Below are 13,300 nucleotides of genomic sequence, written 5' to 3'. Positions count from 1 at the left end.
CTTGCGATTGCTTCGCTTCGCTCGCAATGACAATTGAGCATTTTTTTACTTGGAGTACTCTTAAGCCCTAAATCCTTAGTAGAGACGCGAAATTTCGCGTCTCTACAGAGCAAAAATAAGTACTAAAAATCCTTAACCCAAGCGTATTGGCTTATATACAGTTAGTTGGGCATGAAGTATAGGGCATTAGAGATTTTTTGGACTTACGCAAAACTACACGTAGTAGAGGCAATTTTTCGCGTAAGTCCTGATTTTGATTCGTTTCCTACTCCTTTGCCTCTTCACTAAGGACGCATCTGCACCCGTCGTTCGCCATAACGCAATAGCCTTTCTATAGTTACAAGTCGATTTTCCCAAACTTTGACTTGATAGGAATTCGACTTAATTTCTTGGCTCATCAATACTCGAAATTGAGACTGGAATCGAGTTAGAGATGCTTTAGCTACTAGTAACTTACTAGGAGAAGGAGAAGCAGCAAGCTGATTTAAAGCACTGCGTAAAACTTCTGCCTGGTTGTTAAAATCTGATATTTTCTGAGCAGGTCTTTGGAGTGGATCATTTTGGAAAACAAACTTCCATTCTCGTTGCAGGGCGGTGTAACGGATAGCGGCAGTTTGAAAAGGTTGGCGGTGAGGAATCGGTTCACTTTTTGTAGATTGAACTCTACCTTGGGTGCTAATAAAAACTTTTTGTAGCTCGTTGTTAAAATTCTCTGCGGCAAAGAGTGCGTAACCACTAACTGGTAAGTCCCTTACCAACTGGAGTTGATCGAACGTCCCGATTGTTGGTAAAGAAAGTAAGCGAATTCCCGGCACTAACAATGTAGCTCCCAATTGTTTAGAAGCGATCCAGGGTTGAGCCAGCCGTTGAAATCGAGAAGTATCCAGAGCATAAGTCATGGGAACAATTAAATCCACATCTCCCCGCCTTGCCCAAGTTTCCCAGTTTTGTTGAATTTTCTGAATCCGCTCTTGTTCTGGCAAAGGAAATACAGCAACCGACAAAATCAAATTCGGTCGTTTTTTTCGCAATTGTTCTGAAATTTGGGCAACAAAACTATCAACTTTTTCGGTGCGAAATGCCGTCCATTTTTGCCACAAGTCTGGTTGACTGGGGGAAATATTTATTGGATCTATGCCAGTAAGTTGCTGAAACTGCGCTCTTGCAGCTTTACCATAGCCATAAATTCGACCTGCTGATGGATCTTGAAAGGGGTAGCGAATGTAGTCTAGCTGTAAACCATCCACGTCATAGCGAGTAACGATTTCCTCGTACAGCTTGAGTAAGTGCTGCCGCACTTCGGGGTTGGCTGGGTCAAAGAAGGGCTTAGTCTGACCAACGGGAATCATGTTGCCAAGATTATCGTAGTTTGCCCAATCGGGATGAGCCGCCAGCACTGGCCCTGGATAATTTGGACTAGCGTTGATAATCTCATTGTGCCGTTGATTTCCAGCAGCAAAAGTCCAAACCCAAGCGTGTAATTCCATGTCGCGCTCATGGGCTAATTTCACGGCATCTTCTAGTGGATCCCATCCACGAATTAATGGGTTTTGCTCTTTTGCAACTTGGCTGGGATAAATGGTATAGCCAGCATTAACAGTTTCAAAGAAAACAGTATTAATCCCAGTTTGGGCTAGGCGATCAAAAATCTGGGCTAGTCCCGCTTTGCTACCGGCACGAACAATCGTCCCCCGATCTAACCAAACTGCCCGAATTTCTGGTTGAGCCAGTCTCCGATCGACAGGGAACTGCTGCCACAAAATTGTCTTTGCTGTCAGCCACTGCTGACGAGCCAAAGCGTAGTTTTTTTGAGCAATCAATTGGGGTAATTTGTTGGCAATTACCCTTACTTGCGCCAAGGCTTGTTCTTTGCTTGTGGCTAGTTCCCCCAATTTAGTTGAGGCCAATTCTATTGGCTGTTCTTTGACAGATTGGGGGGTGTAGGTATCCAGATGCTGTTTTCTCTCAGATATGCCAACGCCTTCGTTCAACTCATCGGCTGACACCGCTAAATGAGCGCTTTCCACCCGACCAATAAGATTTTCTAGCTCTTGCTGGAGGGCGATCGCTTGATTGCTGTCAATCGGCTCGTTGGAATTAGGTGCAACATCTAGACGCACCGACTGTTCCAGCTGATCGATCGCCTCTTGGGAACTTGGTGGTTTAACTATAGGAAGCGCTCTCGGTATGGGAGCAGTAGCAGTTTTAGGAGGAGGAGATAAAGGGGATGAGGGAGATGAACCACTCCTCTGTCCCCCTGCTCCCTGCTCCCTGCTCCCCTGCTCCCCTGCCCCCTGCCCCCTCGGTGCAGCCGCTACTGTTGTAGAGCAGTTTGGCGAACCTCCTGCTATTTTTTTCATCCGATTCGATGGTGCTAGCGCTGTGAAATAATGATTGATAGAAGCTTTTAACCAAGCATTATCTAACTCGGCGGCTGAGGCTGTATCTGTTCCCCAGCGCCAGCCCAAAAAGGTGGAACGCTCAGTTGTCACTACTGCGGCTGGATTATCTTTGGAATTCCAAACAGCAGGAGATTCAGCGCCCATATCATTAGGAATCACAACACCGCCGCGTACTTTGCCAAAGAGTTCAGTTTGATTTGCCCATTGTGGGATCTTGGTTTTTGTGGGCTTAATCTGTTCTGTGTCACTAAGACTGAATCCCCAATAACCTCCTAAGAGCGATCGCAATAACTGCCGCACTCCTGGCGATGACAAACTACCTACGGGGCCACTAGCAATCAAGCGCCCTCCCTTACTCATCCATTCTTCGAGAGCGATCGCTTGGGTTGGCGTTAATGTCTCGACGTTTGGCAAAAATAATACCCGGCGATCGCCCCAATCGGCACTACTCTTGACATCATTTAGGGGAATTACACAATATTTCATCCCTGTTGCCTGTAAGCGCTCAGTTATCCCTGTCCATTGATTCGCATTTTCTTGACCGTACACTACGCTCAATACAGGTTCTTCCGTTGCTGCTGTTACTGGCAAAATACTCAAGAAATTTAAAATTACAATTTCGCCGCTTAAAATAAATAGTTTTCTAGCTTCTTTAATTTTTAAACTTATATCTTTTTGCTTTTCTTGATGCCTCACCAGTCACTCCTCGTTTCATTATTAATTAATTGAGCTATTAGTCAGAATTCATTAGTACATCATCTAGGGATCTGGCTTAATTTTTGGTAAGTTTACTGATATATAACCTTAATTACGTAAACCTACTATTAGTGTGGATTTTACCAAACAAAATAAGACTTCTATAGAAAGTCTATAGAAGTACTTAATGAATTACCTTTATCAATCTAGCCTATCAAAACTAACAAAAAATGCCAAGATTGATACTCAAATTGTCACAGGCGATTCTAAATAAATTGTTGGCTCTTGCATCGTGAATTTAATTCCATTAGTGGCTAGTTTTTTAGAAATTTTTTCATTTGCCAATTCTAATAAACGTTTGCGTAATTGCAGAGAGTTGTCGCTAGAACCCAAAATAAAAAATGTCACTCTTGTTCTAGTTATCTTTTTTTCTACATTATTGTGGGTTAAAAAAGTAATACTAGTGCTACCTGGATCGATACCAAATAGCGAATTAGTACTCTCGACAATTACCTGTTGAACCAGAGCTTGTTCTCGGTCTTGCAGCAAGTCTAAAAAATCGAGGTAGAGTAGAACCATAACTTTCTTACCTCGAGTAATATTTTCAATTTCTAAGTTTGCTAATATTGAATTGGGGATAATAAACAATGTACTTTTAGCAGCAGCGCGAATTTTGGTTGAGCGGATACCAATTGACTCAACTCGCCCAAATAAACCTTCAGGGATTTGTTGGGATTTTTGTAAACGAATATATTCTCCAGGGACAAAGGGACGATCTAAATACAACACAATTGTTCCCAACAACTGCTCTAGAGTTTTTTGAGCCGCAAAAGCTACAGCTAATCCACCAATTCCTAATCCAGTTATTAACCCAATTAAATTAAACTGTTGACTTTGGGCAAAAGCCAGAACAGCAATAAATCCGATAATTACATTTGCAATTGTTTCAAATACTAAAAGTACTTCATCTACCTCTCGACCAAATTTACGTAATATTTCAATTCCATACACTCGAATAAACTGTCGAAATAAACGAGAGCATAGCCAAGAAATACTGACAATGACAGCTAAATCAACAATAGGAGAAAGAAATCTATAGATGGATTCATATTCCACAATCCATGCTAAAGATAATGAAATCAGAATTAAGCTACCTGTGATTCTAAATAAGTTTCTAATTGGATCAATCAAATTATTATAAATACTGGCAACTTGCTGCGGTGCAAAACGACGAATAATAATTCGTAAGAATGTAGGAGTATATTGCCCTACTAGCAAAGACAGCAAAATAAAAACTAGAAAGACTCCAAATCTAGATAAGGCTGATATTGTGCTATCACGTTGGAAAAAATCTATAATAATACGTGAAATATTCGTCATTCTATCTAAATTGTAATTGGTGAATCAACATAAATCGTTGGTTCTTCTATGTCAAAAGCAATACCATATTCTTTTAAACACTGAGTCATGCTTTCAGTTGCCATATTTAGCAGTTGGCGGCGTAATTCCATCGAAACATCTCCAGAACCTAAGATAAAGAAAGTAACTTGTGCTTGAGTTTTATCTGGTTCTAGGGAATTACTGATACTTTTAAAAGTAACTCCTGTATTTTGCGAATCAATCCCAAAAATACCATTCGTACTATCTAGAATAACTTGGCGAATTAAGGCTCTATCTTCACTACTTAGTGCTCGGTAGAAGGTCAAATAAAGAATAGACATGACTTTCTTCCCAGCAGTGAAATTTTCAATATTAACTTGAGTCAGAGAACTGTTAGGCACTATCATCACAGTTCCCTTACCAGATGTTCTAATTCGGGTGGATCTTAATCCTATAGATTCAACTCGTCCAAAAGTCCCATCGGGAAGACCAATATAATCATCAATCACGAAGGGGCGATCAAGATAAAGAACAATACCACCTAGAACTTGTTCCAGAGTTTTTTGAGCAGCAAAGGCTACTGCTAAACCACCGATCCCTAAACTAGCTAGCAATCCTAAAAGGTTAATTTGATGTGTTTGAGCATAGGTAAGAATTGCTAAAAAGATAATGACGAGGTTAGCAACCCATTTTAAAAGAATAAGTAGCTCACTACTAATTTTTTGCCCAGTTTTGAAAGCAGCATTTAATAAATAGAAATCAAAAAACTTTTGAAATAATTTAGTAGCTAACCAACTGACTGCGATCGCCAGAGTTAAACTCACGATAATTTCTAATGAATTTGTCCATTGATTTCTAGGTAAAAAGGATGTAATAAACTCAAAAATACTGATTACAGCTACGACAATTAATAAGTCTTCATTTGGCTTAATTAACTTTTGGTAAATATCAGTAATTTGGAGAAAACTAAAACGTTTCCAGAGTAAGTTTGTTAATGAAACCATGAAACGACCAAGTATGAAAATAAAAAATCCGACTCCCAGCCCTAGTAAGCCAATTTGTATTTCTCTGTTTGTAAAAACTTCTGATAAAAAAACAACCATTTCTAAAAATAATGTACAAATTGCTACCAGGAACATCCCAAATTGGTAAATCTACTTTTAATCCTACACAATTAAATATGCTAGGACTTACGCACTGTACAAATGCATCGTGATATAAATTACCTAAAATAGGTTATTTCAGGCTTTTCTTAATTATCCTGCGATGCCTACGGCGGTAAACTACGTAAATAGACAATGCTGTAGGGGCACAGCAATGCTCATTGGTGTAAACTTAACGTGAAAACCACTCCAGACAAGGCTTTGATAGATTACCTCGCTTGTCTCATTCCCAGTCGGAGACTGGGAATGCCGTCTTAGAGGCTCCGCCTCCCTTGCTGGCGGCAGAGCCACTTTTGAGTTGCATTTCCAGCAAGAGGCTGGAAACGAGGTTTTAAAGGGTTTTTGTTTAAGTTGACACGTATGAGCAATGCTGTGCCCTTACGAAAGATATGGTTTTTAACCTTTATCCATATTTGGTATTTCTTGTCAATGCGTAAGTGCTATATGCAATCTTTTTAACAACTTACATTGTTAACATGAGCAACGCACTGGCTTTTGAAGCTGGAAACTCAGCTTTTTCTGACAGACATGCTACGCAAGTTTTAAGAGTAGGAGTACAATCCTGTACTCACTATACAAGTATCCTCAATATCCCTCCATTTATTGACAGATTAGTTTCCAAAATGATATAGTAGTCAATGCTATCAAAGATCAAACTTATCATTTAAATTGTGCCAACTACTAAAATCTTCTTTAGAGTGGATGTTTTAGTAGTTGTCTGACTCATTTGAATTTTGAGAAAAAGCTATCCAAAAATAGACGCTAGTTAGATATGCTACTGCTAAGATGCAGATAGTGCTGATAAAGTTAAGATCAGTCATGACATTTAATTAAACGTAATAGTGAGCAATAAGCTTACAAATTAGAATTTGTAAACTTTTGATACTACATCCAAATATCTGGATGCAAAAAAGTTTTAGCCCAAAGGCTTGGACTAGGTAAATTTAATCGGGTCGCTGAATCGATGAAACTTCGTATTTAGGGGATAGCCTAAATATGACTAACCACGAAAGCTATCTATCCAAAAATTGACCATACAAACACGTGCAGTTTGTGGTCTTCATCCCCTGAATTCTATTCAGGTGGATGGTTGAAAAGGCAATAAGATATACTTACCCTGTTCTTGAGTAGGCTTTTACTAAAGCTCTTTTTGTGTTGCTAACCTTAAACTGCCGTATATACCAGCAGCAATAACCAGATAGCTAGCGTTGGTTAGCTGATTAGCTTAGTTTTTGCACGCTATTGCTACATTTACCTATTAGTTTTCATTCTACACTAGAAGGCATCAAAAAACTAGCCAGAAAATGTGTTCTCCAAAGTAGTAAACAAGAAGGTCTTGCAGAACAGAGTTAAATTGTCTAGACTAGAAGGTTAGCAAAACAACTTAAACAATACAGGTATTGATTAAATCTTCAACTCCTGATATTGGTAGGATTTTTGTATCCAATTTGCAAGCTAATTCTTCAATACTCATATCATCTAAAAATACTAATTCCCCATTTTTTAACATGACATTAGGGAGCAAAATCCCATCACCTAAATCTTGACCTTCTAAATTTAAAAGTAAATCATGACCAGTTAGTAATCCGGTTACACTGATAGTTTGTCCCCAATAATCACTACATAAAGCACGCATATTGACCTCTAAACCCTCAACAGAATTTAAGCGTTTCAAAATAGGTTGAAATGCTTTTTCTACAGCGTTGCCCACTACCCAGGTCAATTTTCTTTGAGGATATACTTTTGGCGGAAGTAATTCTGCTGCAATGGTGGCAAATTGCTTGATAAATAGTTGAATTGAGCCAACTCCGTTATCAATTTGAGGATATTCTTCATATTCGGACTCGCTGGGTAATTCCTCACCTGCAATCAAAAACCACTCATCAGCTAACCAAACAACGCTAGAACCAAATTGTTGGCGAAATTGCCGGGAAAGCGTTTGTACTTGGGAAATCACTTCTTGGGCTTTTTCTTCAGTTACAGGTATGAGTTCGTCTTCTGGAGGGCGAAACCGTGTCAATCCAACTGGCACAACTGCCACTGATGCCACCGTCGGGACTTCACCAGTATGAAAAGAAGTTAAATCTTTGAGAGTTTGTTCTAGATGTTTGCCATCATTGATACCAGGACAAACAACAACTTGAGCATGAATTTGGAGTCGCCTTTTTTGAAACCACTTTAGTTGTTGTAAAATTTGCCCAGCACGCTGATTTTTTAGCAGTCTAATTCTCACATCAGCTTCTGTCGCATGAACAGAAACATACAACGGAGACAAACGCATTTGCTCAATTCGCTGCCATTCTCTTTCTGGCAAATTGGTCAGGGTAAGATAAGAACCGTATAAAAAGCTCAACCGATAATCGTCGTCTTTCAAATACAAACTGGTGCGCTTACCTGGCGGCTGTTGATCGATAAAGCAAAATGGACAGCGATTATTACACTGAATTAAGCCATCAAATAGGGCAGTTTCAAATTCTAGCCCTAAGTCTTGATCGTAATCTTTTTCAATTTCTAGGCTATGAGTTTTGCCAGCAGCGTCTAAAACTTCTAGTTCTAAAACTTCATCTGCACACAGAAATTGATAATCAATTAAATCACGGGGACGTGTACCATTGATTGCAACGATCGCATCACCAGCCTCAAAGCCAATCTCTGCGGCTATTGAGTCTGGAAGAACTTTGGTAATTCGGGCAGGATTAATATTCATGGGAATTGGGAATTGGGAATTGAGAATTAGCCATTTGCTTTAAACAAATGACTAATGACTATTATTTAATTATCCTTTCCAGCCTGCTGCGATCGCAGCTAAAATAGCGCTACCGAATGCTAATCTATACCAAACAAAAACCAAAGTGTTTTTAGTTGCTAAGTACTTGATTAAAAATGCAATTGATAGGTAGGAAAAAATAAAGGTTGAAATAATCCCTACAATCAACAGTCCCACAATGTTATCTGGCAACTCGTGGGCTTGAAATGATTTGAAGATTTTCAAACTTTTATACAGCGTCGCAATGGTAAGAGTTGGGAAGCCTAACAAAAATGAGAATTTCGCTGCTGTATCGCGTTCTAATCCTAAAAATAAAGCAGTTGTCAACGTCGAGCCAGAACGAGATACACCCGGAATTAAAGCAAGTGTTTGTCCCAAGCCAACTAAAATCCCATCCCGAATCTGCAATGAATTAAAATCTCGCTTGCGAGTGCCAATTTTTTCTGCCAAACCTAGTAAAAGCGCCATTATAATTGACATGATGGCAATAATTAATGCGCTCTCTGGTAGAATATCTTTCAAAAGAAAGCCAAAAGCTAAAGCGGGTATTGTTCCGACTACAATACCCACAAGAATTTTCCACTCCTCACGTTGCCAATCTTTATCTTTTAGTGCTTCGATTCCACCTTTGACAATACTAGAAATCAGTGACCAAAAATACCCTACAATTGCGATAACACTGCCGAATTGAATGGCATCGACAAAATCTTTAGAACCTAACTCTTTCCAACCAAATACTTTGGTAAAAATCAGAAGATGTGCAGTGCTACTAATTGGTAAAAACTCTGTAATACCTTGAACAATACCCAAAATAAAAGCTTGAATAAACTCCATAAAAATCAATACCTTTTTTCTGTTCTAGACATAATTATGAACATTGTCTAGATGATGATGTTGCTTTATATACTTTTAACTGCACCTAATCTTATAGAAAGTCCGATTTTACCGCTCAATAACATCATCTAAGACGCTGACCATGTTCTTACACCCACTTGAATAAGTCAACGAAATTTTAGCAGTTTATCAAACTTTAATATTTAGCGGATTGATACTGTCAACTTTTTAACTGTTAAATTTTACCCTTTATTTTTGTAGTGCTTTGCGTACAAGAAACTACAAAATCGGTTTATACATAGTGCAACTTGAATGGATTAGCCTGGCGCAGAATGTTTTGCCTGGTTTGCACGCGCATTGCATGAAATTTCAGTATAATTGCAATGCCCCAGGGGGGGATTTTAAAATGTGATATCTTAAATAAAATAAAGTTTAGTAACAAATATTAAAAACTTTGATTAATAATACACTGTCCTCCTACACTGCTTCTACCCCTTCTATTGATACCGAGTTGGATTTAGCTGATACTGGGCAGAACGGTATCAGGCAATTGGAATCTACACTTTCCTTTTCTCCCTCTCTTCCCTTAATTTCTACCCAACAAACTTGGTTAGTGTTTGCGGCGGCGGTGTTTTTGGTAACAGTGCCAGTATTTATAGAAGCGCCAATAGTGCGATCGCTACCAGCTCTCAGTTTAGCGCTGACAGCATTTTGGGTATGGCTAAGTTTTACCTTAATGTCACGTCCTGCAACTTATGTCTGGGGCGATTTGCTCTTAGGATTTAGCTGGAGTTGGTTAGCAGGGGCGATTTACTGGGGCTGGTTACGTTGGGAACCTGTGTGGCATCTACCAGTAGAATCTATAGGCTTACCGCTTGCTTGCTGGTGTCTAGCGAAGAGTTGGGGCAAGGTTGGTAGCTGGTTTTATTTAGGATCTTTATTCGGTACAGTTTTAACAGACGTATATTTTTATCTAGCAGACTTGATGCCTTCTTGGAGGCAAATTATGAGAGTAGACGCAGATGTAGTACCACAAATCTTACAAAATGCCCTGATGCAAGTACAAACACCTTGGGGGCAAAGTTGGGCAATAGTTCTCGCCTTAGTGCTATTAACAGTCGGAATTTTAGCTTTAGGTAGAAAGCAAAGACACTGGTACGCCTTTAGTGGCGCAGTTTTAAGCACCATTTTGGTAGACAGCTTATTTTTGTTAGCTGCGATCGCAGCGTGAAGAGGTACGCGGCAAGACGCTTCTCTTACCGAAACTTTTTCTTGCCCAGTCTACGGCACATCAAAAATGATGCCGTAGATAAATAATTAGTTAAGAAATATTACATAATAGTCCATCGCTCAAATTTTCTTCTAGGGTTCTCGGTATTAGAAATCAGACGGTTTCGTGTCTGCTTGGAATGTAAAATCAGCCACCCCGAAAAGATTTCTTCTCCTTGGGAATCCGATCGAAATCATTGATAGAAGGCTATTACAGCTATGTAGACACCCTGATTCGATAAAAATTTTTGTCAAAACTACAGTCAAACCCAGTAACAGTAAATATTGTGGATATTAATACGCTGTATATTAGTTTCTGATGACTGCTGTGTTAATTAAGCTATCAGGTTTTGTTGTTTGTCCTTTGTCCTGTGTCCTCTAACGAATGACCAATGACCAATGACTAATGACCAATTACGGCTGTTAGCTTAAAACTTTTATTTCTGTTTGATGGAAAGAGGTAGAAAATCGTGAAAGGATTGGCGCGTTTATTAACAGTGTTTAGTTTGTTACTTGGTTGCTGGGGATGGTTGGGAACAACTCAGATAGCCCAAGCTGCTAGTTTCAACAGTTTTGTTCCTCAAGTCCCAATTCTGGCAATTGAGCGGCAGAATCGGGCAGATAAGAAGCTAGGAACGGAATTTGGTAAAAAAATTGATTTGAATAATACCAACGTCCGAGCTTTTCAACAATTTCCAGGGCTTTATCCCACTTTGGCTAAGAAAATCATCATAAATGCTCCCTACAAAAATGTAGAGGATGTATTGGATCTTCCAGGATTGAGCGATCGCCAAAAATCAACCCTGCAAGCCAACTTGGATAACTTTACCGTGACAGAACTAGAGCCTGCCTTCAATGAAGGAGACGATCGCTTTAACAACGGTATCTACAGATAAGTTGCAGTTAATGTAGCAAATAGCAGCCCACTCCTGATTCTAGGGAGTGGGATTACTCTATTAAAGATGAGGTGGGACAAGGAGGACAAGGGAGACAAGCTGACAAAGTAAAATTTTTCCTTGGCTCCCCCTGCCCCCTGCCCCCTGCCCCCTGCCCCCTCCCCTCCCCTCCCCATTACCTTGCCTCAGATAGATATTCCTAGCCAATTTGATGTCTTAGTAGTCGGCGCTGGTGCTGCTGGACTATACACAGCGCTGTGTCTACCAGAATCCTTACGAGTCGGCTTGATTACCAAAGAAACTGTTGCTTTGTCCGCTAGTGATTGGGCCCAAGGTGGTATTGCCGCAGCCGTTTCCCCGGAAGATTCTCCTACGCTACACATTGAAGATACGATCCGGGCAGGTGCAGGTTTGTGCGATCGCAACGCTGTAGAATTTCTCGCCCAGCTTGCCCCTAGCTGCATTCAATCCCTAGTTAACTTGGGGGTTGCTTTTGACCGTCATGGTCAAGCCTTGGCTTTAACTTTAGAAGCTGCCCATTCTCGCAACCGCGTTCTCCACGCTGCGGACACTACAGGCAGAGAAGTTACAACCACTCTCACCGCCCAAGTATTACGTCGCCCGAATATTCAAGTTATTCAGCAAGCTTTAGCTTTGAGTTTGTGGATTGAACCCGAAAGCAATCGCTGTCAGGGAATAAGCTTGTTTTATCAAGGTAAAATCAGATGGATTAAAGCTGGTGCTGTGATATTGGCAACTGGGGGCGGCGGTCAGGTATTTGCCCAAACCACTAACCCGGCTGTAAGTACTGGTGATGGGGTAGCGATCGCATATCGGGCTGGGGCTATCCTCCGCGATTTGGAATTTATGCAATTTCACCCCACAGCCCTAACTAAACCTGGTGCTGATCGCTTTCTGATTAGTGAAGCTGTACGTGGTGAAGGGGCGCACCTTGTCGATAACGAAGGACGGCGTTTTGCCTTCGACTACCATCCTGCGGGTGAACTCGCACCCCGAGATGTGGTCAGTAGAGCAATTTTTAGCCATTTGCAACGTACCGCCGTTGATTTAGCGACTGCCCACGTCTGGTTAGATATGCGCCCCATCCCTGCCGACAAAATTCGTCACCGCTTTCCTAACATCATTAAAGTTTGTCAGCATTGGGGAGTTGATGTTTTCCATGAACCAATTCCTGTAGCGCCTGCTGCCCATTACTGGATGGGTGGGATTGTTGCGGATCTAATGAATCGCACAAATATTTCCGGTTTGTACGCGGTGGGTGAAACCGCTAGTACTGGAGTGCATGGGGCAAATCGCCTTGCCAGTAATTCCCTGCTGGAATGTATTGTCTTTGGGGCCCAGATGAGTCAAATTGAGTTGGAAAATATTGGGTTGCCGTTAGAAACATCTGTGCTGCCATCACGGAAATTTAGTGTTGATGCTAGTGAGTGGCACATCCAGCAAGCACAGCTAGAAGCACTCAGAGAGAAGCTACCGCGCCTAGTGTGGGAAAATGCTGGTATTTGTCGGGAGCAATCAAAGTTGGAAACTGCGATCGCTACTATCGAATCTTGGCAACAAGATTTCGCTACCTTGCCCTTAAGTCAATTTTTGCTTGCTTTACGCCCAAAAGAACCAGCTGATTTTGACTTACCAGATGTTGAACGGCAATTGCGACTTTGGGCAGAAACCCGCAATTTATTAGATGTAGCTGATTTAATTCTCAAAAGTGCTGCTTTTAGAACCGAAAGCCGGGGTGGACACTACCGTTTAGACTATCCTCAACCAAACCTAAATTGGCAAGTTCACACACTTGTACAAACACATCATTGGTGGAAATCTCCACTACTATCTTGAATAAACTACCTTGGCATTTCCCGATGCAAGAAGACT

The 13,300-nt window shown here is 40.7% G+C and carries 8 protein-coding genes; 3 read left to right on the top strand and 5 right to left on the bottom strand.

What is annotated here, in order from left to right; translation table 11 throughout:
- Nucleotides 1-284: 284 nt before the first annotated feature.
- From VB732_RS06645 to VB732_RS06625, 5 genes are all read right to left on the bottom strand, one after another.
- Nucleotides 285-3,098, bottom strand: coding sequence for a glycoside hydrolase family 10 protein (locus tag VB732_RS06645; RefSeq protein ID WP_323230044.1), 2,814 nt, complete (start codon nt 3,096-3,098; stop codon nt 285-287).
- 246 nt (nt 3,099-3,344) lie between these two features.
- Complete coding sequence (locus VB732_RS06640) at nt 3,345-4,478, bottom strand: mechanosensitive ion channel family protein (RefSeq protein ID WP_323230043.1); 1,134 nt, start codon at nt 4,476-4,478, stop codon at nt 3,345-3,347.
- A gap of 5 nt (nt 4,479-4,483) precedes the next feature.
- Entirely contained in the window at nt 4,484-5,581 is a 1,098-nt protein-coding gene (locus tag VB732_RS06635; protein ID WP_323230042.1) for a mechanosensitive ion channel family protein, read from the bottom strand.
- A 1,444-nt stretch (nt 5,582-7,025) separates the two neighbouring features.
- Nucleotides 7,026-8,348: a TIGR03279 family radical SAM protein gene (locus VB732_RS06630; RefSeq protein ID WP_323230041.1), complete on the bottom strand. Its 1,323-nt coding sequence runs from the start codon at nt 8,346-8,348 to the stop codon at nt 7,026-7,028.
- Nucleotides 8,349-8,417: 69 nt separating this feature from the next.
- Nucleotides 8,418-9,242, bottom strand: a complete 825-nt coding sequence (locus VB732_RS06625) for an undecaprenyl-diphosphate phosphatase (RefSeq protein WP_323230040.1) — start codon at nt 9,240-9,242, stop codon at nt 8,418-8,420.
- A gap of 454 nt (nt 9,243-9,696) precedes the next feature.
- On the opposite strand from VB732_RS06625, the gene VB732_RS06620 reads away from it, so the two are divergent.
- From VB732_RS06620 to nadB, 3 genes are all read left to right on the top strand, one after another.
- Nucleotides 9,697-10,473, top strand: a complete 777-nt coding sequence (locus tag VB732_RS06620; protein WP_323230039.1) for a DUF3120 domain-containing protein — start codon at nt 9,697-9,699, stop codon at nt 10,471-10,473.
- A 508-nt stretch (nt 10,474-10,981) separates the two neighbouring features.
- Nucleotides 10,982-11,407, top strand: a complete 426-nt coding sequence (psbU, locus tag VB732_RS06615) for a photosystem II complex extrinsic protein PsbU (RefSeq protein ID WP_323230038.1) — start codon at nt 10,982-10,984, stop codon at nt 11,405-11,407.
- Nucleotides 11,408-11,587: 180 nt separating this feature from the next.
- A complete protein-coding gene (nadB, locus tag VB732_RS06610) occupies nt 11,588-13,264 on the top strand; it encodes an L-aspartate oxidase (protein WP_323230037.1) in 1,677 nt (558 codons plus the stop codon).
- Nucleotides 13,265-13,300 lie beyond the last annotated feature (36 nt).

Source organism: Nostoc sp. UHCC 0252, from assembly GCF_034931145.1.
Lineage (GTDB): Bacteria > Cyanobacteriota > Cyanobacteriia > Cyanobacteriales > Nostocaceae > Nostoc.
This window is presented reverse-complemented; position numbering and strand designations above follow the sequence as displayed.